Raw genomic sequence first — 22209 nt, 5'->3', positions numbered from 1 at the left:
CGATGGATGAGGACGCTGCTGGTGATTCCTGAGGAACTGCGTTACTCCGCTGAGCACGAGTGGGTGGCGACCGTGGACGGCGGTGCCGTGCGGGTGGGCATCACTCATTTCGCGCAGGACGCGTTGGGCGACATCGTGTATGTGCAGTTGCCGGAGTCCGGTGCGGTGGTGGCGGCTGGTGAGTCGTTGGGTGAGATCGAGTCGACCAAGAGTGTGTCGGAGATCTACGCCCCGGTGGGCGGTACGGTGTCGGCGCGCAACGAGGCGCTGGTCGACACGCCTGAGGTGATCAACACTGATCCGTACGGTGCGGGTTGGTTGGTGGAGATCTCTCCGGCGGATCCGGCGGCGGTGGAGGGTCTGCTGTCGGCGGACGCGTATCGCGAGTTGACCGAGAGCTGATTCGGTTTCCCGGGCGGCGGTCGGTGTGTGTGCCGCGCGTCCGGTTGCCCTGTTTTTCGGCGCTGGCTAGGCTCGCCCAGTCGACCGAGAACCCAATTAGTTGTGCGTCGCGGACAGCCTTTCCGGGCACGGAGAGCCAGCCGCCGGGTGGTGTGTAGCCCGGCGGCCAGACCCGCCGTCTCCCGACGCCGACCGAAACAGATCCGTGAGGTGGTCCCCATGACTCGCCCAGGCGACGAGTTCCCCCCGCTCGACGTCACGTCGACGCTCAATCTGGGTTCGCTCGAGGAAGCGCTGGAGGGGCCGGACACCGATGTGGTGCCGAGCCGGATGTCCGGTTCGCTGCCGCCGGGGATGGCGCTGCTGGTGGTTCGTCGGGGTCCGAACGCGGGTGCGCGGTTCCTGCTGGATCACGACGTGACAACCAGTGGGCGGCATCCGGACAGTGACATCTTCCTCGATGACGTGACGGTGTCGCGTCGGCACGCGGAGTTCCACCGGGACGGTGGGACGTTCACGGTGCGGGACGTGGGCAGTTTGAACGGCACGTACGTGAATCGGGAGCGGGTCGAGGCGGCCACGTTGAGCAATGGTGACGAGGTGCAGATCGGCAAGTTCCGGGTCGTGTTCATCGCCGGTCCGCGCCCGGAGGGGGAGGCCGGCCGGGGGTGAACGAGCCTGCGGCTTCTCCGCCGTCCGGGGTGGGTCGCGCCCAGCCGTTGATGAGTATCGGCGAGGTGCTGGCCCAGTTGCGGGTGGATTTTCCTGACGTGACGATTTCGAAGCTGCGGTTCCTCGAGGCCGAGGGTCTGGTGGAGCCGCAGCGCACGGCGGCTGGTTATCGGAAGTACAGCTGGGACGACGTGTCTCGGCTGCGGTTCGTGTTGACCGCGCAGCGGGATCAGTATCTGCCGTTGCGGGTGATTCGTGAGCAGTTGGCGCAGTGGGATGCCGATGGTGCGGCGCCGGAGCGGTCGCGGCCGGCGTTGGTGGCGGTGGGGCCGGACGGTGAGGTGCCGGGGCGTGGCGCCGTGTCGTCGGTCGAGTCGGGTCAGGTGCGGCTGGATCGTACGCAGTTGGTGGCGCGTAGTGGGCTGGACGAGTCGACGTTGGGGGAGTTGGAGCGGCTCGGGTTGGTGGTGTCGGATCCGCCGGGGTGGTACGACGGGGATGCGTTGATCATCGCGAAGGCGGTGGCCGGTTTGGCGGCGTACGGGTTCCAGCCTCGGCATCTGCGGGGTTACCGGACGGCGGCGGATCGGGAGGTGGGTCTGTTCGCGCAGTTGGTGGCGCCGTTGGCGCGGCAGAGTGATCCGGCGGCGCGGGCGCGGGCGGCGGAGACGGCGCGGGAGTTGGTGGCGTTGTCGCAGCAGTTGCATGCGGCGTTGGTGCGGGTGGGGTTGCGGTCGACGTTGGGTCGGTGAGGTGCGTGTGCGCGCTGATCGGCGGGTTGGTGAGTGGCGTAGGCTTGCGGGGGTAACCCCTCTTCTGGGCACGGGCGTGGTGCGCGGAGCGCGTGAGATGGCCGTGTCGCGGTCCGTGTACCGTGCAGGGAAGGGCGCGGTGCGGCGTAGGTGACAACGACACGGAGGCGGCGGTGCGCGAGCTGAGCGTGGTCGGGGTTCGGGTGGAGTTGCCCAGTAACCAGCCGATCGTCCTGCTCAGGGAGGTCGAGGGTGACCGCTATCTGCCGATTTGGATCGGCGCGGTCGAGGCGACGGCGATCGCTTACGAGCAGCAGGGTGTCAAGCCGGCCCGGCCGTTGACCCATGATCTTCTGCGGGATGTGTTGGCGGCGTTGAAGGCGCCGTTGCGGGCGGTGGAGATCACCGAGCTGAAGGAGAACGTGTTCTTCGCTGATCTGTTGATCGGTGACGGGGTGCGTGTCTCGGCGCGGCCGAGTGATTCGATCGCGTTGGCGTTGCGGGTCGGTGCGCCGATTCGTTGTGCCGAGGAGGTCCTCAGTGAGGCGGGGATCGTGATTCCCGATGAGCAGGAGGACGAGGTGGAGAAGTTCCGGGAGTTCCTGGAGCAGGTGCGTCCGGAGGACTTCGCCGGTTGATCGGTGGCCCGGGTCGTGCGCCCGGGCCATGTGCGTGACCACCATCGTGGCGTTACGGTCGGTGATGGTGATGATCGTCGCTGTCGATGCGCGGCGTGTCGCGGCGGTTTCTCCGTGGTAACTCCTGGCGGTCGCTATAGGGTTGCCGTGTCGAGGGGTGCGCGTCCCGGAAGTGACGTGTCACCGCACTGACGGGGAGGTTGTCCGGATGCACGAGCCGCGAGATTCCGATCCGGTTGCGGAGTGGGACGAGTCGGGTGGGATGCCCGGTTCGGCGACTGACAGTGACGGTGCGGTGGGGTACCGGGGTGTGACGGCCTGCCACGCGGTGGGGATCAGTTACCGCCAGCTGGACTACTGGGCGCGGACGGCGCTGGTGGTGCCGAGTGTGCGGGACGCTTCGGGTTCGGGTACGCAGCGGTTGTACTCGTTCCGGGACCTGGTGGTGTTGAAGGTCGTGAAGCGGCTGCTGGACGCCGGGGTGTCGCTGCAGAACATCCGTAAGGCGATCGAGGCGTTGCGGTCGCGTGGGGTGGGGGATCTGGCGGGCATCACGTTGATCTCCGATGGGACGACGGTGTACGAGTGTCGTTCCCCGGAGGAGGTGGTCGACCTGTTGCAGGGCGGCCAGGGGGTGTTCGGTATCGCGATCGGTGGCGCGTTCAAGGAGATCCAGGGGTCGTTGTCGCATCTGCCGGCGGAGCCGGTAGGGGGCGTGGCGGATCCGGAGCCCGAGGTTGCCGGGGACGGGGATCTGGTGGGTGACGAGTTGGCGGCGCGTCGGGCGCGGCGGCGGGCCGGCTGACAGGTCGTCCGCCCGCCGGTGCGGGTGATGGTTTTCTGCGCGCGATTCGTCGATCACGCTGTGTCTCGGGGCGGGCGGTGGGCGTACCGGGGGCCGGTGGTGCGTGAGCGCGTCGGGTGAGATCGTGTCGGTCCTGCTCAGCGGGGTGTTCTGTGACGGTTGCCCGGCTTGACCCGATCGCCGGTTGGCGTCGCCATCAGTGACTGTGAGGTGACGACCCGCAGTCTCCCTATCCGGATTTCGTCACGCTGCGTGTGTGCGCGTTGGCGGTGGTGTGCTGTTCGGGACTGACGGGGACGGCGCGGCACGCTATCGTCCGACACGGTCCGCCTGACACCGCGCCGCGACGGCGGGGGTGCCTGCGGCGGACGTCGCGCTGAATGTCGCGCGTCTGTGCACTCTCTCCCCGGCGGAAGGACTGACCTGTGACGGTCACCGACGAGACCACCCCCATGTCGCACTTCGAGCGGATCGGCGGGGCCGGCGCGGTGCGGGCCGCCGTCGAGCTGTTCTACGACCGGGTGTTGGCCGACGCGGAGTTGGCCGGCTACTTCACCGAGGTGGACATGGTGGCCCAGCGTCGGCACATGGCGTTGATGCTGACCGTGGTGCTGGGTGGCCCGAACGAGTACGCGGGCCGGGACCTGGCCACCGCGCACCGGCCGTTGAACATTCCGGTGGCGCACTACGTGCGGGTGGGTGAGCACCTGACGGCGACGTTGACGCAGTTGGGGGTGCCCGACGACGTCATCACCGACGTGCAGGCGGTGCTGGCGCAGGTGCAGGACCAGGTGGTGGCCGGCGGCGACCGGGCGGACGCCTGAGCCGTGGACGTCTCTCGTCTCAAGCGGAGCTGGGCGCTGGTCACCGGGCACGGCGACCAGGTTCCGCTGTACTTCTACTCGACGTTGTTCCTGACCCATCCCGAGACCCGGCAGATGTTCCCGACGAACATGGCGGGGCAGCGGGACCGGTTGGTGACCGCGCTGGGTCACATCGTGTCCCAGGTGGACCAGGTGGACCGGCTGGTGGGTTTCCTGCAGGACCTGGGCGCCGACCACCGCAAGTTCGCGGTGCGGGCGGAGCACTATCCGGCGGTGGGTGAGGCGTTGCTGGCGACACTGCGGCACTTCCTCGGTGACCAGTGGACCGAGGATCTGGCGCAGGACTGGGCGGCGGCGTACGCGTTGGTGGCGAAGGTGATGGTCGAGGCGGCGCAGGCCGCCGAGGCGGTGAATCCACCGTGGTGGGTGGCCGAGATCGTCGGCCATGAGCGGCGCGGCTTCGACGTGGCGGTGGTGACGGTGCGTCCGCAGTATCTGCTGCCGTTCACGGCGGGCCAGTCGATCGGGGTGTCGCATCCGGCGGTGCGGGCGTGGCGGTACTACTCGCCGGCGAACGCGCCCCGTCAGGACGGCACCCTGGAGTTGCATGTGCGGGCGGCGCCGGGTGGCGCGGTGTCGTCGCGTCTGGTGTACGGGTGTGCGGTGGGTGACCAGGTGCACCTGGCGGCGGCGGTGGGTGAGGCGTTGACGTTGCGGGCGGCCGGGGCGGCGGATCTGCTGCTGCTGGCCGGCGGGACCGGCTGGGCGCCGTTGAAGGCGTTGGTGGAGCAGGTGTCGGTGGAGGGGGCGGGCCAGCAGGTCGACCTGTACGTGGGGGCGCGGTCGCGGACCGAGTTCTACGACGCTGACCTGTTGGACAAGTTGGCCGCCTCGTATCCGTGGTTGCGGGTGACCCAGGTGGTGGGGGTGGACCTGGACCGGCCGGGGGAGTTCGTGCATCCGGTGGACCGGGCGCTGGCCGACGGCGACTGGCGGTCCCGCCACGTGTACGTGTGCGGGTCCGACGACGTGGTGGCGTACGCGGTGACGGCGTTGACCCGCGCCGGTTTCCATCCCGGGCAGGTGCATCACGAGGGTCCGGGTGCGCAGTGGTACGGCCCCGCGTGGCGTACGGCGATGCAGAGTCCGTCCGCCCCTGACGATTCCGGAGGTGCCCGGTGAGTGAGCCCCGCAGTGACCAGTGGCGGGCCGGTTCGGTGGGTACGGCCCCGATCGGCCGGTATGACGGCACCCCGGTGGCCGGGGGTGTGCAGGTGCGGTTGACCGCCGACCGGGTGCGGCGGTGGGAGTTCGGGTCGGCGTCGTTCACCCGGCGCGGCTACGACCAGGGCGCGGTGGACCGGTTCCGGATGCAGGTGGCCGACGAGGTGGATCGGCTCACGACGCGGGTGGCGGACCTGCGGGCGGAGAACGAGATGCTCACCGGCCACCTGGAGCTGCACCGGCACGGGGTGATCCCGAGCGCGGGCCCGTCGCCTGCGGCGCCAGCGGCCAAGGAGGTGAACCTGCTGTCGGCGGCGCAGCGGGAGGCCGAGCAGATCATCGCGCAGGCGCACGACTACGCGCGGCGGGTCGCCGAGTATGCCCGCACCCAGTACGAGAGCTATGTGCGGGCGGCGGTGGAGGAGGCCCGGCAGCAGGCGGAACGGGCGGTGCAGGACTATCGCGCGTCGGCGGGGCCGACGTTCGACGACGGGGTGGCCGCGCGGGAGGCGCTGCGCATCTACGGCGAGATGATGATCTCGCACATGCAGGCGGCGGCGCGGCACTTGGACGACGGCAGCGCCCAGTTGGCCCGCACGATGGAGCGCATCGGCGCCCCGGCGGAGGTGACCGCGTCAGCGGACCGCTCGTTGCCTCGCCACCAGCAGCCCTGACGCCTGGTCGGTGCGGTCGGTCGTCGCGTCGAGGCGGAGTCCGGGCGGCGATCCGGCGGGGGTCTCAGCCGCCGGTGTGGGCGGTCACCGCGGCGGTGACGGGGGTGGGACCGGCGACGGTCTCCAGGGTCAGTCCGGCGGTGGCGGGGGCGTCGAGCAGGGCGACGAGGACGGCGGCCACGTCGGCGCGGCTGATCGAGCCCCGGGGCGCCTGCCGGTCGAGGGTGACGTGGCCGGTGGGCGGGTCGTCGGTGAGGCGGCCGGGCCGCAGCACGGTCCAGTCGAGGTCCCGGCGGGTCAGGTCGTCCTCGGCGGCCTTCTTGGCCCGCAGGTAGGCGACGAACACCTCGTCGGTGCCCGGAGGCGGGTCGGTGTCCACGCCCACGGAGGAGACCAGCAGGTAGCGGCGTACCCCTGCGGTGTGGGCGGCGTCGGCGAGCAGCGCGGCGGCGGCCCGGTCGACGGTGTCCTTGCGGGCGGCGCCGCTGCCCGGTCCGGCGCCGGCGGCGAAGACGACCGCGTCGGCGTCGGTGAGGTGTGCGGCGAGGTCGCCTGCGGTGACGTGTTCCAGGTCGGCCAGGACGGGCACGGCGCCGTCGGCACGCAGCGCGGCGGCGTGGTCGGGGTTGCGGACCAGGCCCACCGGGACGTCGCCGCGGGCGGCGAGGTCGCGGTGCAGCAGTCGGGCGATCTTGCCGTGGCCTCCGGCGATGACGACACGCATGTGCCGAATCTATCCGCCCGGGTGCGCTCCTGCCGCCGCCGGCTCGCCGACGGGCCGCCGGGTGGGGCAGCATGGTACGGGTGGAGGACGTGATCGAGCAGGTGGCGGGGCTGGCGGCCGGTGGCGCGGTGGTGGTGCTCAGCGGCGCCGGCCTGTCCACCGAGTCGGGTATTCCCGACTATCGGGGTCCCAGCGGGGTGGCGCGTCGGCACACCCCGATGACGTACCAGACGTTCACCGGTGACGCGGGGGCCCGTCGCCGCTACTGGGCGCGGAGCCACCTGGGGTGGCGGTGGATCGCGCAGGCGGCCCCGAACGACGGGCATCGGGCGGTGGCCCGGTTGCAGCGGGCCGGCGTGGTGGCGGGGATCATCACACAGAACGTGGACGGGCTGCACACCGCCGCCGGCAGCACCGGGGTGGTGGAGTTGCACGGCCGCCTCGACGAGGTGGTGTGTCTGGGCTGCGGGGCGCGCACGACCCGGGAGGACCTGGACGGTCGGCTGCGGCGGGCCAATCCGGGTTTCGACGCGCGGGCCGCCGCGATCAACCCGGACGGTGACGTGGATCTCGACGACGCGCAGGTGGCCGGGTTCCGGGTCGTGGACTGCGGGGCCTGCGGCGGGATGCTCAAACCGGACGTGGTGTTCTTCGGCGAGACGGTTCCGGCGCCCCGGGTGGCGCGGTGTTTCACGATGGTGCGGCAGGCGCGGCTGCTGCTGGTCCTCGGGTCGTCGCTGACGGTGATGTCGGGGCGGCGGTTCGTGTCGGCGGCGGCCCGGCAGGACGTACCGGTGGTGATCGTCAACCAGGGGCCGACGCGCGGTGACGGGTATGCGCGGTTGTGCGTCGACGCCCCGCTGGGCCGCCTGTTGCCGGCGGTGGCCGACCGGCTCTGCCCGGCCGGGGCGGACCGCGTGGTGTCCGTCGCCTCCTGAGCAGGGGGCCCGGGGCTTCGGTGTGGGCCGGCGGGGACGCTGGTAGCGTTGATCGCGCCGGTAGCACCCGCGTGGGAGAGACCGCCTGGCGGCAGCCGGGGCGGCGCCGAAGGGGCAAATCCTCCCCGGAACCTCTCAGGCAAAAGGACCGCGTGGGTCAGGCACTGTGGAGCGCCCGTGGGGTGTGACAGAGGGGGAGGGCCGACCTGTCGACCCCGCCCCCGCAGGAGCGCCCCTCATGACCACAGAGTTCGCCGACCGTCACATCGGCCCCGGCCCCGACGACGAACGCCGCATGTTGGCGACGGTCGGGTACGCCTCGATCGACGAGCTGATGGACGCGGCGATCCCCGAGGTGATCCGCTGGCACGGTCGTCTGGACCTGCCGGAGCCCACCGGTGAGCACGAGACCCTGACCGAGTTGCGGGCCCTCGCCGACCGCAACACCGTCGCCGTGTCGATGATCGGTCTGGGCTACCACGGCACGTACACCCCGGCGGTGATCCGCCGTAACGTGCTGGAGAACCCGGCCTGGTACACGGCGTACACGCCGTACCAGCCGGAGATCAGCCAGGGCCGGTTGGAGGCGCTGCTGAACTTCCAGACCATGGTGTCGGATTTGACCGGCCTGGCGACGGCGAACGCGTCGATGCTCGACGAGGGCACCGCCGCGGCCGAGGCGATGACGTTGGCGCGGCGGGCGTCGAAGAGCAGCAGCCCGGTGTACGTGGTCGACGCCGACGCCCTGCCGCAGACCATCGCGGTGATCGCCGGTCGGGCCGAGCCGCTCGGCATCGAGGTGCGGGTGCTGGACCTGACCGCGCAGGAGTTGCCGGCGGAGTTCTTCGGCCTGCACCTGCAGTACCCGGGCGCGTCCGGGGCGGTCCGTGACCAGGCGGCGCTGGTGGCGGCGGCGCACGAGGTCGGCGCGTTGGTGACGGTGGCGGCGGACCTGCTGGCGTTGACGCTGCTGCGGGCGCCGGGGCACATCGGCGCGGACATCGCCGCCGGCACCACCCAGCGGTTCGGGGTGCCGATGGGTTTCGGTGGGCCGCACGCCGGCTACCTGGCGGTGCGGGCCGGGTTGGAGCGGATGCTGCCCGGCCGGCTGGTCGGGGTGTCCCGCGACACGGCCGGCGACTCGGCGTACCGGTTGGCGTTGCAGACCCGTGAGCAGCACATCCGGCGGGAGAAGGCGACCAGCAACATCTGCACCGCGCAGGTGCTGCTGGCGGTGATGGCCGGCATGTACGCCGTCTACCACGGCCCGGACGGACTGCGGGCGATCGCGACGCGCACCCACGAGACGGCGGTGCGGTTGGCCGCCGGGCTGCGGGCCGGTGGCGTCCAGGTGGCCGACGTGCCGTTCTTCGACACGGTCACGGCGACGGTGCCGGGGCGGGCCGGTCAGGTGGTGGCCGACGCGGCGGCGCGCGGGGTGAACCTGCGGCTGGTCGACGACGACCGGGTGGGGATCTCCTGCGACGAGACCACCACGGGCGAGCACGTGGCGGCGGTGTGGGCGGCGTTCGGGGTCGACGGCGTCGACGGCGCGGTGACGGCGGCGCTGCCGGAGGCGTTGCGGCGTACCGACGACGTCCTCACCCACCCGGTGTTCCGGTCGCACCACTCGGAGACGGCGATGCTGCGCTACCTGCGGCGGCTGGCCGACTTCGACTACGCGCTGGACCGGGGCATGATCCCGCTGGGGTCGTGCACGATGAAACTGAACGCCACCACCGAAATGGAGCCGGTGAGCTGGGCGGAGTTCGCCCACATCCACCCGTTCGCCCCGGCGGAGCAGACCGCCGGCTACCGGGAGATGATCGGCCAGTTGGAGGGGTGGCTGGCCGAGGTGACCGGCTACGACGCGGTCAGTGTGCAGCCCAACGCCGGGTCGCAGGGGGAGTTGGCCGGGTTGCTGGCCATTCGCGCGTACCACCGCGACCGGGGTGAGAGGCACCGGGACGTGTGTCTGATCCCGTCGTCGGCGCACGGCACGAACGCCGCCAGCGCGGTGATGGCCGGGATGCGGGTGGTGGTGGTCGGCTGCGACGACGACGGCAACGTCGACCTGGTCGACCTGGACGCCAAGATCGACAGGCATCGGGACGCCCTGGCGGCGATCATGGTGACGTACCCGTCGACGCACGGCGTGTACGAGACGGGCATCGCGTCGCTGTGTGCGAAGGTGCACGACGCCGGTGGTCAGGTGTACGTCGACGGCGCGAACCTCAACGCGCTGGTCGGGTTCGCCAAGCCGGGCCGGTTCGGGGCGGACGTGTCGCACCTGAACCTGCACAAGACGTTCTGCATCCCGCACGGCGGCGGTGGTCCTGGCGTGGGTCCGGTGGCGGTGCGCGCGCACCTGGCGCCGTTCCTGCCGGGTGACCCTGGTGGTGCGCCGGTGGACGGGCGGCCGGCGATCTCGGCGGCCCGGTACGGGTCGGCGGGCATCCTGCCGATCCCGTGGGTGTACCTGCGGATGATGGGCGCCGACGGGCTGGCCCGGGCCACCGGGGTGGCGGTGCTGGCGGCCAACTACGTGGCGGCGCGGCTGCGGGAACACTTCCCGGTGCTGTACGCGGGCAACAAGGGCCTGGTGGCCCACGAGTGCATCCTGGACCTGCGGCCGGTGACGAAGGCGACCGGCGTGAGCGTCGACGACGTGGCCAAGCGGTTGATCGACTACGGGTTCCACGCGCCGACGATGTCGTTCCCGGTGGCGGGGACGCTGATGGTGGAGCCGACCGAGAGCGAGGACCTGGCCGAGCTGGACCGGTTCTGCGACGCGATGATCGCCATTCGGGCGGAGATCGACGAGGTGGCGGCCCGACGCTGGCCGGCCGGGGACAACCCCCTGGCCAACGCGCCGCACACGGCGGCGATGGTGGCCGGCGACGAGTGGCCGCACCCGTACCCGAGGTCGGTGGCCGGCTACCCGAGCGGCGTGGACCGGGCGGGGAAGTACTGGCCGCCGGTGCGTCGGGTCGACGGCGGGTACGGCGACCGGAACCTGGTGTGTTCGTGTCCGTCGCCGCAGGCGTACGAGAGCTGACGGCAGCCGCGCCGGGGCGGTCCCTGCCGCCCCGGCGTCGCGTCGACCTGGTCGTGACGGTCCCCGCAGCGGGGACTAGCCTGGGTCGACGCGGGAAGAGTCGTGACGGATCGTGAGCAGGTCAGGCGGCGAGGGCGTGTCGGGCGGGGCCGCGGTGCGGTGCGATGCTGCTGCCGTCGGGCAGCAGTTCGCCGGTGTCCTCGAAAATGATGACGCCGTTGCAGAGCAGGCTCCAGCCCTGCTCACGGAAGCAGGCGATGACCTTGGCGGCTTCCCGGTCGGTGGCTTCGGCGGAGGGGCAGGTGGGTTGGTGCTGGCACATCGGGTTCTCCGGACTGTGGGGGCACTGTGTCATGGTTCACATGACCAGTGACGCACAGTACCAAGCAAACGCATGGCGCATCGAGCAGAAGCGTGCGTGGTCCGTAGGAAATCCGCTGAACGGATGAGCCACAACCAACCAGACGTCGTGGAAGCGCTCCCACGGACGGTGGTCGATCCGTCACCGCTCGACCCGCCGGCCGCGCCCACACCCTGCCGAGGCCGCCGCGTCGAACTCGCCCGCTGGCAGTGGCGCCCCACCGCCGGCGGCGACCCCGCCACCGCCGTCGAGGACTTCCTCGCCGCCCACGGCCTACCCCGGCACGACCTGGCCCGCCCCGCCCGCCCCCACCACCACGACGACCGCGTCTGCGGCGCCGCCCTGTACGTCTCCGCCGCCGCCGGCGCCCTGCTCGCCGGCGGCGACCCCGGCGCCGCCAACCCCGCCGACCTGCCCGAGGTCGCCGTCGTCGTCTACGGCCACACCGACACCCCCACCACCGGCACCCCGTCCGGCACGTGGTGGCGCGGCCCGTGGACCGAGAGCTGGACCCCCACCGCACACGCCGACGCCGTCCGCGCCGTCCGCACCGCCATCGGCCACGGCGACGTCTACCAGGTCAACGTCGTCGGCCACGCCGCCGCCCCCTACCACGGCGACCCCCGCCCCGCCCTGGCCCGCCTCGGCCGGCTCCCCGGCGCCCGCTACGGCGGCGTCCTGACCGGCGACGGCTGGGCCATCGGCTGCGCCAGCCCCGAAACCCTCGTCGAGGTCCGCGCCGGCACCCTCACCACCCGCCCCATCAAAGGCACCCGACCCGCCACCGCCGCCGGCCGCGCCGACCTGCTCACCTCCGCCAAGGAACGCGCCGAACACATCATGATCGTCGACCTCGAACGCAACGACCTGGCCCGCGTCGCCCGCACCGGCAGCGTCCGCGTCGACGACCTGTTCGCCGTACGCCGCTGGTGCGACCTGTGGCAGGCCGAATCCACCGTCCGCGCCGCCGTCGCCGACGGCCTCGGCCTGGCCGACCTGCTGCGCGCCGTCTGCCCCGGCGGCTCCGTCACCGGCGCCCCCAAACTCGCCGCCCTGCACCACATCGCCGCCCTCGAACCCGTCGGCCGCGGCGCCGGCATGGGCGCCCTCGGCTGGATCGGCCCCGACCACCTCGACCTCGGCCTGACCATCCGCACCGCCGCCACCGACCGCCACGCCGTCCACGTCTGGGCCGGCGGCGGCATCACCTGGGACAGCGACCCGCACGCCGAGGTCGCCGAAGCCGCCGCCAAGACCGCCCCGGTCCGCGCCGCCCTCGACCCGACCCCACCCGGCCGCCCCACCGCCGGCCCCACCGACCGATAACCTTGCCGACATGACCATGCGGGACATCCGAATCATCGGCGACCCGGTGCTGCGCACCCCCAGCGAACCCGTCACCAGCTTCGACGCCGACCTACGCGCCCTGGTCACCGACCTGATGGACACCCTGCTCGGCGCACCCGGCCGCGCCGGCGTCGCCGCACCCCAGATCGGCGTCAACGCCCAGGTGTTCGTCTACGACGCCGACGGCCACCGCGGCCACATGGTCAACCCCACCCTCGAACTGTCCGACGAACTCTCCGACGACGACGAGGGCTGCCTGTCCATCCCCGGCCTGTACTTCCCGACCCCCCGCGCCCTGCACGCCACCGCACACGGCTACGACCAGCACGGCGAACCCCTCACCATCGCCGGCAGCGGCTTCCTCGCCCGCGCCCTGCAACACGAGACCGACCACCTCGCCGGCCGCCTCTACGTCGACACGCTGCGCGGCGACGTGCGCCGCCGCGCCCTGCGGGAGATCCGCGCCGGCCGCTTCGACTCACCCCGCCGCGCCTGACCCGCCCGCCGCCCACTCGTCCCGGGTCAACGCGTACTCCACCTCACCGGCCTGCGCCCCCGGCAACGGATCCGCCCACGGCAGATGGAACGTGCGCACATACCGCATCCCCACCGCCGCCATCGTCGCCCGCGACGCCACGTTGACCGCCATCGTCTCGGCGAAGATCCGCGACAACCCCAGGTCGGCGAAACCGTGCCGGATCAGCTCCCGGGCCCCCTCCGACGCCAGACCCCGCCGCCAGAACCGGCGCGCCAACCGGTACCCCAACTCGGCCTGCCCCACCACCGGCCCCTGATCAGCCCGCGACGGCGGCTCCAACAACCACCAGCCGACGAACTCACCGTCGGTCGACCCGGCCCAGAACCCCAACCCCGGCGCCCGCCGCGCCACCGCCACCCGCTCCCGGTGCCGCCGCGCCACCTCCGCTGCCGACCGCACCGGCCCCAGGAACCGCATCACCTCCGCATCGGCGTCCAACGCCACCTCGTGCGGCAGATGCACATCCGCCAACGGCGCCAACACCAACCGCGCGGTACGCAGAATCACCTGAGACACGCGCGTCATCATCGCGGCCACCGGGCCGCCACCGCCACCGACAATCAGCGACCACCGGCGCGGAGCCGGAACTCGCCGTACTCGGCCACCCGGGTGAACCCCAACCGCTCGTACAACCGCACCGCCGCCCCGTTGTCGGCCTTCACGTTCAACGTCACATGATCCACGTCGGCCCGTAACACCTCACACAGCCGCGTCACCACCGCCGCCGCCAACCCCCGACCCCGCCACCCCGGCCGCGTCGTCACGTTCCCCACCGCCGCCACCCGATACGTGGGGGAGAAGACATGCACCCCCGCCACCGCCACCAACAGGCCACCGTCACTGATCCCCACATACCGGCCGGTGTCCACCATCCGCGAATCGAACCAGTTCCCCGGATACGCGACCGCGTACAGCTCCCGCAGCCGAGGCAGATCCGCCCGCCCCAACACCACCCCCGCCGGCGACACCCCCGCCGCGCGTCCCGGATCCGTCCACGCCATCTTCAGATGCGTCCCCGACGACGTCACCTCGAACGCCCCCGCCAACGCCACCTCCACACCGGGGGACAGGTGCGCCTCCAACCGGGCCGGCAACACCGGCACCACCTCACCCAGCAACGCCGACACCGCCGCCACCCCGGCCGGCCGCGTCAACGCCACCAGCGTCGGCGACACCGCCCCGTGATACAGCAACACCACCGCGTCCCCACGCCGAAACCACGACGTGTACGGCCAGAAGAAATCGTCCAGATCACCCAACTCGTACGCGTGCAGCCGAGGATCCCGCCCCAACAGGCCCGCCAGGACGGCCCGGTCGTGTTCCGCGCGCACCGACACCCGCCGATGATCACACGCGCCGCGTCGCGCCGCTCACCCCGCCAACCACTGGTCATAGCCCAGCTTCGCCACCAACGCCACCACCACCAGCAGCAACACCCCCCGCACGAACCCCGCACCCCGCCGCAACGCCATCCGCGCCCCCACCATCGCCCCGACGATGTTGCACACCGCCATCGCCGCACCCAACAGCCACCACACGTGCCCCGTCACCGCGAACACCGCCAACGCCCCCGCGTTCGTCCCCGCGTTCACCACCTTCGCCATCGCCGACCCGTGCAGGAAATCCGCCCCCACCAGCGCCGTGAACGCCACCACCAGGAACGTGCCGGTACCCGGACCGATCAACCCGTCGTACAGGGCGATACCCACCCCCGCCACCAGCACCGCCACCACGACCCGCCCCCGGGTACGCCGCCCCGGAAACGACGACACCCCCAACCTCGGCCGCAACACCACGAACAGCGCCACCGACAGCAACACCACCAGCACCACCGGCCGGTACGCCGACGGCGGCACCGCACCCGCCAACGCCGCACCCACACCCGCGCAGAGCACCGCCAGACCCGCCGCAGGCCCCGCCACCGCCCAGTCGATACGCGTACGCCGCGCGTACGTCACCGCCGCCGCCGACGTCCCCGCGATCGCCGCCAACTTGTTCGTGCCCAACGCCGTCGCCGGCGGCATCCCCGGCGCCGCCACCAACAACGCCGGCAGCAACAACAACCCGCCGCCACCCACCACCGCATCCACCCAACCGGCCAGGGCGGCAGCGGTCAGCAGCAGCGCGACAGTCGACGGGTCCAGATCCACGGCGGCATTCTTCCCACCCCGAGGCACCCGACGCCGCCGCCTGTGGCCAGCCTCACCGGCCCCGACGCCTCCGCAGCCACACCCCGACCGCGCCCACCGCCACGAACACCAGCGTCGAACAGAACAACACCCGCAGCATCGGGCAACTGTGCCACGGCGTCGATAAGGTGACACCGTGCGCCTGGCCACGTTCAACCTGCTGCACGGCCGGTCCCTGACCGACGGCCTGGTCGACCCGGCCCGCCTCACCGCCGCCGTCACCGCCCTCGACGCCGACGTGCTCGCCCTGCAGGAAGTCGACCGCGACCAGTCCCGCAGCGGCAACCACGACCTCACCGCCATCGCCGCCCAGGCCCTCGGCGCCACCGAACACCGCTTCGCCGCCGCCGTCGTCGGCACCCCCGGCGAAGCGTTCCGCCCCCTGCGCCACGACGACGACGGCCACGGCGAACCCTGCTACGGCGTCGGCCTCGTCTCCCGCCACCGGGTCACCACCTGGCGCATCACCCGCCTACGCCCGGCACCACTACGGTCCCCGGTCTACGTACCCGGCCCCGGCGGCGGCCTCATCCTTCTGCACGACGAACCCCGCGTCGTCCTCGCCGCCGTCCTGGACACCCCCCACGGACCCCTCACCGTCGCCGCCACACACCTGTCCTTCGTGCCCGGCTGGAACATCCGCCAACTCCGCCAGGCCGTCCGCGCCCTCCGCACCCTGCCCGCCCCGCGCATACTGCTCGGCGACCTCAACCTGCCCACCTGGGCCGCCCGCCTGGTGTCCCGCTGGCAACCCCTGGGCCGCCGCCCCACCTACCCCGCCGGGCAACCCCGCGTCCAACTCGACCACATCCTCGCCGACCGGCAGGACCTGCACCGGCTGCCACCGGTCACCGCCGTGCACACCCCGCTGGCCACCATCTCCGACCACCGGCCCCTGCTGGTCGACCTCGGCTAGGCCACCGCCGACCGGGCCGCCCGCACCGCGTTACGGAACACCATCGCCACCGTCACCGGACCCACCCCACCGACCCGCGGCGTGATCGCCCCCGCCACCCGCTCACACGCCGGATCCACATCCGGCAACAACCGGCGCCCCGCATACCGCACCCCACCACCGACCACCACCGCACCCGGCCGCACATGCTCCGGCCGCACGATCCCCGGCACCCCCGCCGCCGCCACCAGGATCTCCGCCCGCCGCGTATAGCGAGGCCAGTCCGCCACCCCGGTGTGCACCACCGTCACCGCCGCATTCGCCGTCGGCCGCTTCTGCGCCAACACCATCGCCAACGGCCGCCCCAACGTCGCCCCACGCCCCAACACCACCACCTCCCGACCCGACACCGGCACCCCGTGGAACGCCAACAACGCCTCCACCCCCGCCGGCGTACACGGCACCGGACCCGGCAACCCGAGCGCCAACCGCCCCACGTTCACCGGATGCATCCCGTCCACGTCCTTGTCCGGGTCCAACACCTGCACCGCCCGGTCGAAGTCCAACCCACCCGGCACCGGATGCTGCACCAACACCCCGTGCACACCCCGGTCCGCGTTCAGCTCCGCCAGCACCGCGTGCAGATCCGCCTGCGACGCCGACGCCGGCAACCGCACGTGCGGCGACGCGAAACCCAGCTCCGCCGCCTGCCGCTGCTTGATCCCGATGTAGCGGGCGCTCGCCGCGTCGTCACCGACCAGCACCGTCGCCAACGCCGGAGTCACCCCCGCCGCCCGCAGCGCCGCCACATCCTCGGCCACCTCGGCCAGAATCCGCTCCGCCACCGGCGCGCCAGGCAACAACCGGGCCGTCTCCATCATCGTGGACATAGCTCACCTCGACCGTGGAGGCCCAGGCGGACGACCTCCACGACGAGCTTCCCGATGGTCGATCCCATCCCCGGTGCCGCCAGTCGCGTCACCCGCAGCCTTGCACACCCGACGCCGCCACCACCACCGTCGAACCCCGGGGAACCGTCAGCCCGGGGGACCGAACGCCAACGCCAACCGCAACGCCACGTCCCGCACCCCGGTGAACCGCCGCACCTGCGCCAACCGGCCCGCCCGCACCGCCATCGCCGCCATCCGCTGCGTCGGCACCCGCCGCGCCCGGTCGTACCGGGCCAACGCCGACGACACGTCCGCCTCCGCCGCCAACGCCTCCGACAACGCCACCGCGTCGATCAACGCCTGGCAGGCGCCCTGCCCCAGATCCGGCGTCATCGCGTGCGCCGCGTCGCCCAGCAACACCCAGCGCCCCCGCACATACGTCGGCAGCGGCGGCAGGTAGTGCACGTCGTGCTGCAACACCCCGGCCGCGTCGATGCGATCCAGCACCGCCGGCACCGGGTCGTGCCAGTCACCGAACCACCGCCGCAACGCCGCCAGATCACCCTCCGGAGGCCGGAAACCCTCCGGCGCGGCCACCGCCGCATACCAGTTGGCCACCCCGGGACCCTGCGGCGTCACCCCGAACTTGCGCCCCGGACCCCACGTCTCCCCACCGGAGGCCACCTCCAACGGGACCGTGCCACGCCACGCCGTCACCCCCGAATAGCGCAGCGGAAACCGGTCACCGAACATCGCCGCCCGGGTCGCGCTGCGGATCCCGTCCGCGCCGACCACCACGTCGTACCCGTCATCCAGCTCCGCCGGACCCGCCACCGGCGCGCCGAAACGCACCGTGCCCGCCGGCAACGCCTCCGCCAACAGACCCAGCAGCGCCGGCCGCGACAGCAGCAGCACCCCCTCACCGTGCCGCCGCCGGATCCGCCCCACGTCCAACCGGGCGATCACCGTCCCGTCCGGGCGACGCATCGCCCCGTCCGGCTGCGCCCGCCCCCGTTCTCGCGCGGACGCACCCACACCGAGGCGATCCAACGCCCGCAACGCCGACGGCCAGATCCCCAACCCGGTGCCCGTCTCGGGCAGCCCCGCCGCCCGCTCGAACACCGTCACCGACCACCCGGCGCGCAGCAGTCCCACCGCCACCGCCAGCCCACCCACGCCGCCTCCGATGACGGCCGCTGATCCTCGCATCACCCGACCGTACTACAACTGTAGTTGCCTGCACTACTGCTGTAGTCTCCCTCACGTGGACGCCCGCCAACAACGCCTCCTCGACGCCGCCATCGCCGTCCTCGGCACCCGCGGCCCCCGCCACCTCACCCACCGCGCCGTCGACGACCAGGCCGAACTCCCCACCGGCTCCACCTCCAACCGCTACCGCACCCGCGAAGCCCTCATCGCCGGCGTCCTCACCCGCATCCTCGACCTCGAAACCACCGGCTGGAACCACCTCGCCGGCACCCTCGACCGCATCGACCCCGCCACCTTCACCACCGCCCTCGGCCGCCTCGTCCACGACCTCAGCACCACCCACCGCGCCCTCACCCTCGCCCGACTCGCGATCTTCGCCGAAGCCGCCCACCACCCCGCCCTGCAACACCAGATCGCCCAACGCCAACACGACCTCGCCGCCTGGGCCACACCACTGCTCGCCGCACTCGGCGCCCGCCACCCCGGCACCGCCCTACGACTCCTGCTCGCCCTCGTCGACGGCCTCCTCAACAACCAACTCGCCAACCCCGACCCCGACTTCGACCCCACCGCTGCCATCGCCGCGATCCTCCCGGCCGTCCTCGACGCCCACCCCGCCTGAGACCACACCTCACGAGGACGGCCGCACCAATCCCACCAACGCCCGGTACGTGCGATTCACCCGCGCCGCCTCCCGCTGCTGCCCCGACGTCACCTCGATGTACGTCTGCGACGACGCCAACGACGCATGCCCCAACAACCGCATGATCTCCGCCGCACCCGCCCCGTCCTCGGCCAGCCGCGTCGCGAACGTGTGCCGCAACGCGTGCAACCGCGCCCCACGCGGCACCCGGTCACCGATCCCCGCACGCCGGTAACAGGACTCCACCAGATACTGCAGACCACCCCGCCGCAACGCCTCACCCTGCCGATCCACCAGCAACGGCGAGGCCGGCCGCACCGTCCGCGAACCGAACCGCCGCCCCCGGCTGTCCAGATAGTCCGCCAGCAACGCGTCCAGATCCGGCTCCACCGGCAACACCCGAGGCCGCCCACCCTTGCCGGCCACCTCCAACCGGCGCTCACCCGGCCGACCCGCCAGCGAGCCGACCCGCAACGCCAACAACTCCGACAACCGCAACCCGGCACACAACGCCAGCGCCAACACCGCCACGTCCCGCTCCGGCCACGGATCCCGCTGCCGCCCCTGCGCCTGCGCCGCCGCCGCGAGCAGTTGCTCGGGAGTGTCCTCGCCCCGCAACGGCTTCGGCACCGGCAGCGGCGCCCGGGGGCGTCCCACCGCCGGCATCGGATTACCCGCCACCACCTGCTCGGCCACCAGGAACGAGAAGAAACCGTTCCAGGTGGACCAGGCACGCCCGACCGAGGCGGCGGCCCGCTCGGCGGCGAAACGGGCGAACGCCGCCCGCATCAGCCTGGGGGAGAGCACCTCGATGGACAGGGCGTCGAGGGGGAGGGGAGGGGTGGCCAGCTCCGCCGCGAGCGCGGCCACCGCGATCAGGTCCCGCCGGTACGCCGCCTGGGTGTGCGGGGAGGGCTTACGCGTCGCCCGCGAGGTCAGGAACTCCTCGACCAGTGCCTGTACCGTTTCATCCCTTTTGTCATGCATAAGGGATATTATGCATGAATTTCATGTCCTTTGTAGACCAGGGGAGGAGAGTGATCGGCGCGTCGTTCTACGGTGGGGCGACACGGGGGAAGGAGAGATCCATGGCAAGCCTGCCCGCGCGCCCCAACGGCGCGCTGCTCGTCATCGACGTCCAGAACGGGTTGGTGGCCGACGCCCACGACCGCGACGGCGTGATCGCCAACATCAACACGCTGGTGGAGCGGGCCCGAGCCGAGAACGCACCGGTCATCTGGGTGCAGCACTCCGGGGACGGGATCCCGCGCGGCAGCGACGCCTGGCAGTACGTCCCGGAGTTGACCCGCCGGGACTCGGAGCCGGTGGTCCACAAGCGCTACGGCGACTCCTTCGAGGGCACCGACCTGGAGGTGCTGCTGGCCGAGCGCCGGGTGGGGCGGCTCGTCGTCGCCGGCGCCCAGACCGACGGCTGCATCCGCTCGACACTGCACGGCGCACTGGTCCGGGGCTACGACACGACCCTGGTCGCCGACGCGCACACCACGGTGGACCGCACCGCGTACGCCGCGCCGCCGCCGGCTCAGGTCATCGCGCACACCAACCTGTACTGGGGCCACGAGAGCGCACCCGGGCGTCGTGCCGAGACGGCGGAGACGGCGACTGTCGGCTTCACCGCGCCCGGCACAGACCCCGTCGAGGGGACTCCGAAACAGGTCTAGTTGACATAATGTCAATTATCGAACATGGGCTGACCGGCCGGGAGGGCTCGGCGGTGGCGGCGGGTCGGTAGCATCTGCTCCTCGTGGACTCCGACAGCGTGATGGTGAACATTCCGGCGGGACGCGTGGTGCTGTCGGACCGGCGTACGCAGCGCAGTTGGCCGGTCGACGTCGGGCCGTACCGGCTCGCCGCGCATCCGGTGACGCGGGCCCGGTACGCCTCGGTCGTCGGTGTCCCCTGTGCGCCCGACGAGCGCCGCCGTCCGATGGAGACGGTGTCCTGGTGGGACACGGTGCGGTTCTGTAACGCCCTGTCCGAGGCCGACGGGCTGCGGCCGGCGTACCGGATCGACGGTGAGGACGTCGAGTGGGACCTCGGTGCCGACGGGTACCGGCTGCCCACCGAGGCCGAGTGGGAGCACGCCTGCCGGGCCGGCACCGAGGGTCCGCGCTACGGGCCGCTGGACGAGATCGCCTGGTATCGCGGCAACTCCGGTGAGCGGCTGCACGACGTGGGCGGCAAGCGGCCCAACGCCTGGGGTCTGTACGACATGCTGGGCAACGTCTGGGACTGGTGCTGGGACGTGTACGACCCCGAGGTGTACGGCACCTACCGGGTGTTGCGTGGCGGCGGCTGGTTCGACGAGCAGTGGAGTTGCCGGGCGTCGGTGCGGCGGCGCAGTCATCCGAGCTACGCGATCGACGACGTGGGTTTCCGCCTCGCCCGGTCCGGTCACGCAGAGTAGTCGACCACTCCCCTCGTTCGGCCGCCTAGGCTGCAGGTGTGTCGAGTGTCGTGGATGAGTCGGTGACGGTGCGGCGGGTGGCGGGGGCGCTGACCGCGTACGCCTGTGGGGACGCGTTGGGGGTGCCGTACGAGGGGCGCCCGCCGACGGAGGACGGTGCCGAGGTGATCGAGACGCCTCGGGCCAGTGACCGGTGGGCGGCCGGGGCCACGTCGGACGACACGGCGTTGACGCTGCTGGTGGCGCGGTGTCTGGTGGACGGTGGCGGTGAGGTGGACGCGGTGACGTTCCTGTCGCGGGTGGCGGCGCAGGATCCTCCGGTGCCGGGTGCGGGTCCGTCGACGCGGGCGGCGTTGGCGGCGTTCCGGGCCACTGGGGCGGTGCCCGACGATCGGGAGGGTGGCACGAACGGCGCGCCGATGCGGGCGTTGCCGGTGGGGTGGTCGGTGCCTCCGGAGCGGGTGGATCTGCTGGTGGCGCGGACTGTGGAGTTGACGCGGGCGACGCATCGGGCGCCGGAGGCGTTGGTGGCGGCGGTGGTGATGGCGGGGTGTGCGTCGTGGTCGGTGTCGGGCGCGCCGGTGGCGGTGGTGGTGGCGCGGGCGGTGGAATTGGTGGAGGTGGCGCGTCCGGTGTGTGGGGACGCGCCGCGGTTGGCCGGGTTGGTGGGTGCGGTGGTGGCGGGTGGGTGGTCTCCCCCGCCGTCGGGTGTGGGTCTGGATGCGGCGGAGACGGTCGCGGCGGTGCTGCACTGTGTGCGGAGCGCGGGTTCGGTGCGGGACGGGTTGGTGGCGGCGGTGCGGTGTGGTGGGGACACGGACACGGTGGCGGCGTTGGTGGGTGGGCTGTTGGGTGGGGGGTCGTCGGCGGAGGCGGTGCGGGCGGAGTTGCCGTGGAGTGGGTTGGTGGCGGTGCCGGACGCGGGTGTGGTGTGGCGGTTGGCGTCGGGTCTGGTGGCGTTGCGGGAGTCGGTGCGGTGAGGGGTGCGGGGTCGGTCG

25 protein-coding genes and 2 riboswitches are annotated in these 22209 nt (G+C 72.2%); of the genes, 17 read left to right on the top strand and 8 right to left on the bottom strand.

What is annotated here, in order from left to right:
• The first annotated feature begins 21 nt into the window (after positions 1–21).
• From gcvH to ABT008_RS07065, 8 genes are all read left to right on the top strand, one after another.
• On the top strand, positions 22–402 hold the full coding sequence (gcvH, locus tag ABT008_RS07100) for a glycine cleavage system protein GcvH (protein WP_350694377.1): 381 nt from the start codon (positions 22–24) through the stop codon (positions 400–402).
• A gap of 219 nt (positions 403–621) precedes the next feature.
• Positions 622–1074, top strand: coding sequence for an oxoglutarate dehydrogenase inhibitor Odhl (odhI, locus tag ABT008_RS07095; protein ID WP_093402417.1), 453 nt, complete (start codon positions 622–624; stop codon positions 1072–1074).
• A 50-nt stretch (positions 1075–1124) separates the two neighbouring features.
• Positions 1125–1826 carry a transcriptional regulator FtsR gene (gene ftsR, locus ABT008_RS07090; RefSeq protein ID WP_350694937.1) on the top strand — a complete coding sequence of 234 codons (702 nt, stop codon included), beginning with the start codon at positions 1125–1127 and terminating at the stop codon, positions 1824–1826.
• A gap of 173 nt (positions 1827–1999) precedes the next feature.
• Positions 2000–2464: a bifunctional nuclease family protein gene (locus ABT008_RS07085; RefSeq protein WP_131299495.1), complete on the top strand. Its 465-nt coding sequence runs from the start codon at positions 2000–2002 to the stop codon at positions 2462–2464.
• Between the two features lie 208 nt (positions 2465–2672).
• Entirely contained in the window at positions 2673–3269 is a 597-nt protein-coding gene (locus ABT008_RS07080; protein WP_396746066.1) for a MerR family transcriptional regulator, read from the top strand.
• A gap of 425 nt (positions 3270–3694) precedes the next feature.
• Positions 3695–4093, top strand: coding sequence for a group I truncated hemoglobin (locus ABT008_RS07075; RefSeq protein ID WP_350694375.1), 399 nt, complete (start codon positions 3695–3697; stop codon positions 4091–4093).
• A gap of 3 nt (positions 4094–4096) precedes the next feature.
• Positions 4097–5275, top strand: a complete 1179-nt coding sequence (locus ABT008_RS07070; RefSeq protein WP_350694373.1) for a globin domain-containing protein — start codon at positions 4097–4099, stop codon at positions 5273–5275.
• Positions 5272–5991: a DivIVA domain-containing protein gene (locus ABT008_RS07065; RefSeq protein ID WP_350694371.1), complete on the top strand. Its 720-nt coding sequence runs from the start codon at positions 5272–5274 to the stop codon at positions 5989–5991. Before ABT008_RS07070 ends, ABT008_RS07065 begins: the two co-directional genes overlap by 4 nt.
• A 64-nt stretch (positions 5992–6055) precedes the next feature.
• Here ABT008_RS07065 and ABT008_RS07060 read toward each other — a convergent pair whose 3' ends face one another.
• Entirely contained in the window at positions 6056–6715 is a 660-nt protein-coding gene (locus tag ABT008_RS07060) for an NAD(P)H-binding protein (RefSeq protein WP_350694370.1), read from the bottom strand.
• Positions 6716–6786: 71 nt separating this feature from the next.
• Between ABT008_RS07060 and ABT008_RS07055 the strand changes: the two genes are divergently transcribed.
• Entirely contained in the window at positions 6787–7653 is an 867-nt protein-coding gene (locus ABT008_RS07055) for an NAD-dependent protein deacetylase (protein WP_350694368.1), read from the top strand.
• A gap of 62 nt (positions 7654–7715) precedes the next feature.
• A riboswitch (glycine riboswitch) is annotated at positions 7716–7814 on the top strand.
• A 77-nt stretch (positions 7815–7891) separates the two neighbouring features.
• On the top strand, positions 7892–10711 hold the full coding sequence (gene gcvP / locus ABT008_RS07050) for an aminomethyl-transferring glycine dehydrogenase (protein ID WP_350694367.1): 2820 nt from the start codon (positions 7892–7894) through the stop codon (positions 10709–10711).
• A 121-nt stretch (positions 10712–10832) separates the two neighbouring features.
• Here gcvP and ABT008_RS07045 read toward each other — a convergent pair whose 3' ends face one another.
• Entirely contained in the window at positions 10833–11033 is a 201-nt protein-coding gene (locus ABT008_RS07045; RefSeq protein ID WP_350694365.1) for a DUF5999 family protein, read from the bottom strand.
• A 96-nt stretch (positions 11034–11129) separates the two neighbouring features.
• Between ABT008_RS07045 and ABT008_RS07040 the strand changes: the two genes are divergently transcribed.
• Entirely contained in the window at positions 11130–12398 is a 1269-nt protein-coding gene (locus tag ABT008_RS07040; RefSeq protein ID WP_350694363.1) for a chorismate-binding protein, read from the top strand.
• 10 nt (positions 12399–12408) lie between these two features.
• On the top strand, positions 12409–12915 hold the full coding sequence (gene def / locus ABT008_RS07035; protein WP_350694362.1) for a peptide deformylase: 507 nt from the start codon (positions 12409–12411) through the stop codon (positions 12913–12915).
• Here def and ABT008_RS07030 read toward each other — a convergent pair.
• The 3 genes from ABT008_RS07030 to ABT008_RS07020 are packed head-to-tail and all read right to left on the bottom strand — an operon-like array spanning position 12898 to position 15107.
• Positions 12898–13482, bottom strand: a complete 585-nt coding sequence (locus tag ABT008_RS07030; RefSeq protein ID WP_350694934.1) for a GNAT family N-acetyltransferase — start codon at positions 13480–13482, stop codon at positions 12898–12900. The genes def and ABT008_RS07030 overlap by 18 nt on opposite strands.
• 35 nt (positions 13483–13517) lie before the next feature.
• Positions 13518–14294, bottom strand: coding sequence for a GNAT family N-acetyltransferase (locus ABT008_RS07025; RefSeq protein WP_350694360.1), 777 nt, complete (start codon positions 14292–14294; stop codon positions 13518–13520).
• Positions 14295–14327: 33 nt separating this feature from the next.
• Positions 14328–15107 carry a sulfite exporter TauE/SafE family protein gene (locus ABT008_RS07020; protein WP_350694358.1) on the bottom strand — a complete coding sequence of 260 codons (780 nt, stop codon included), beginning with the start codon at positions 15105–15107 and terminating at the stop codon, positions 14328–14330.
• Positions 15108–15282: 175 nt separating this feature from the next.
• Between ABT008_RS07020 and ABT008_RS07015 the strand changes: the two genes are divergently transcribed.
• On the top strand, positions 15283–16062 hold the full coding sequence (locus tag ABT008_RS07015; RefSeq protein ID WP_350694356.1) for an endonuclease/exonuclease/phosphatase family protein: 780 nt from the start codon (positions 15283–15285) through the stop codon (positions 16060–16062).
• On the opposite strand, the gene ABT008_RS07010 is transcribed toward ABT008_RS07015, so the two are convergent.
• On the bottom strand, positions 16059–16919 hold the full coding sequence (locus ABT008_RS07010) for a bifunctional 5,10-methylenetetrahydrofolate dehydrogenase/5,10-methenyltetrahydrofolate cyclohydrolase (protein ID WP_502890373.1): 861 nt from the start codon (positions 16917–16919) through the stop codon (positions 16059–16061). The genes ABT008_RS07015 and ABT008_RS07010 overlap by 4 nt on opposite strands.
• A gap of 25 nt (positions 16920–16944) precedes the next feature.
• Positions 16945–17028: riboswitch (ZMP/ZTP riboswitch) on the bottom strand.
• A 50-nt stretch (positions 17029–17078) separates the two neighbouring features.
• Positions 17079–18140: an FAD-dependent monooxygenase gene (locus ABT008_RS07005; protein WP_350694353.1), complete on the bottom strand. Its 1062-nt coding sequence runs from the start codon at positions 18138–18140 to the stop codon at positions 17079–17081.
• 55 nt (positions 18141–18195) lie between these two features.
• On the opposite strand from ABT008_RS07005, the gene ABT008_RS07000 reads away from it, so the two are divergent.
• The gene (locus ABT008_RS07000) at positions 18196–18762 is read left to right on the top strand and encodes a TetR/AcrR family transcriptional regulator (protein WP_350694352.1); all 567 of its coding nucleotides are present in this window, start codon (positions 18196–18198) and stop codon (positions 18760–18762) included.
• A gap of 9 nt (positions 18763–18771) precedes the next feature.
• Here the strand turns inward: ABT008_RS07000 and ABT008_RS06995 are convergent, their stop codons facing one another.
• Positions 18772–19770, bottom strand: a complete 999-nt coding sequence (locus ABT008_RS06995; protein ID WP_350694350.1) for a tyrosine-type recombinase/integrase — start codon at positions 19768–19770, stop codon at positions 18772–18774.
• Positions 19771–19871: 101 nt separating this feature from the next.
• Here ABT008_RS06995 and ABT008_RS06990 point away from each other — a divergent pair, with 101 nt between their 5' ends.
• The 3 genes from ABT008_RS06990 to ABT008_RS06980 all read left to right on the top strand — a co-directional run bounded on the left by ABT008_RS06990 (position 19872) and on the right by ABT008_RS06980 (position 22191).
• The gene (locus ABT008_RS06990) at positions 19872–20465 is read left to right on the top strand and encodes a cysteine hydrolase family protein (protein WP_350694349.1); all 594 of its coding nucleotides are present in this window, start codon (positions 19872–19874) and stop codon (positions 20463–20465) included.
• Between the two features lie 101 nt (positions 20466–20566).
• On the top strand, positions 20567–21211 hold the full coding sequence (locus ABT008_RS06985; RefSeq protein ID WP_350694932.1) for a formylglycine-generating enzyme family protein: 645 nt from the start codon (positions 20567–20569) through the stop codon (positions 21209–21211).
• A gap of 38 nt (positions 21212–21249) precedes the next feature.
• Positions 21250–22191, top strand: a complete 942-nt coding sequence (locus tag ABT008_RS06980; RefSeq protein WP_350694347.1) for an ADP-ribosylglycohydrolase family protein — start codon at positions 21250–21252, stop codon at positions 22189–22191.
• The last annotated feature ends 18 nt before the right edge of the window (positions 22192–22209 follow it).

The organism is Micromonospora sp. NPDC002389, from assembly GCF_040296095.1.
Taxonomy (GTDB): Bacteria; Actinomycetota; Actinomycetes; order Mycobacteriales; family Micromonosporaceae; genus Micromonospora.
The sequence above is the reverse complement of the archived record's forward strand: the minus strand, read 5'-3'. Positions and strand labels throughout refer to the sequence as shown.

Excerpts from the sequence above, each read along its gene's own strand:
- odhI (WP_093402417.1), top strand. The coding sequence starts at position 622 with ATGACTCGCCCAGGCGACGAGTTCCCCCCGCTCGACGTCACGTCGACG.
- ftsR (WP_350694937.1), top strand. The coding sequence starts at position 1,125 with ATGAGTATCGGCGAGGTGCTGGCCCAGTTGCGGGTGGATTTTCCTGAC.
- ABT008_RS07080 (WP_396746066.1), top strand. The coding sequence starts at position 2,673 with ATGCACGAGCCGCGAGATTCCGATCCGGTTGCGGAGTGGGACGAGTCG.
- ABT008_RS07060 (WP_350694370.1), bottom strand. The coding sequence starts at position 6,715 with ATGCGTGTCGTCATCGCCGGAGGCCACGGCAAGATCGCCCGACTGCTG.
- ABT008_RS07055 (WP_350694368.1), top strand. The coding sequence starts at position 6,787 with ATGGTACGGGTGGAGGACGTGATCGAGCAGGTGGCGGGGCTGGCGGCC.
- gcvP (WP_350694367.1), top strand. The coding sequence starts at position 7,892 with ATGACCACAGAGTTCGCCGACCGTCACATCGGCCCCGGCCCCGACGAC.
- ABT008_RS07045 (WP_350694365.1), bottom strand. The coding sequence starts at position 11,033 with ATGTGCCAGCACCAACCCACCTGCCCCTCCGCCGAAGCCACCGACCGG.
- def (WP_350694362.1), top strand. The coding sequence starts at position 12,409 with ATGACCATGCGGGACATCCGAATCATCGGCGACCCGGTGCTGCGCACC.
- ABT008_RS07030 (WP_350694934.1), bottom strand. The coding sequence starts at position 13,482 with ATGACGCGCGTGTCTCAGGTGATTCTGCGTACCGCGCGGTTGGTGTTG.
- ABT008_RS07010 (WP_502890373.1), bottom strand. The coding sequence starts at position 16,919 with ATGGAGACGGCCCGGTTGTTGCCTGGCGCGCCGGTGGCGGAGCGGATT.
- ABT008_RS07005 (WP_350694353.1), bottom strand. The coding sequence starts at position 18,140 with ATGCGAGGATCAGCGGCCGTCATCGGAGGCGGCGTGGGTGGGCTGGCG.
- ABT008_RS06995 (WP_350694350.1), bottom strand. The coding sequence starts at position 19,770 with ATGCATGACAAAAGGGATGAAACGGTACAGGCACTGGTCGAGGAGTTC.
- ABT008_RS06990 (WP_350694349.1), top strand. The coding sequence starts at position 19,872 with ATGGCAAGCCTGCCCGCGCGCCCCAACGGCGCGCTGCTCGTCATCGAC.
- ABT008_RS06985 (WP_350694932.1), top strand. The coding sequence starts at position 20,567 with ATGGTGAACATTCCGGCGGGACGCGTGGTGCTGTCGGACCGGCGTACG.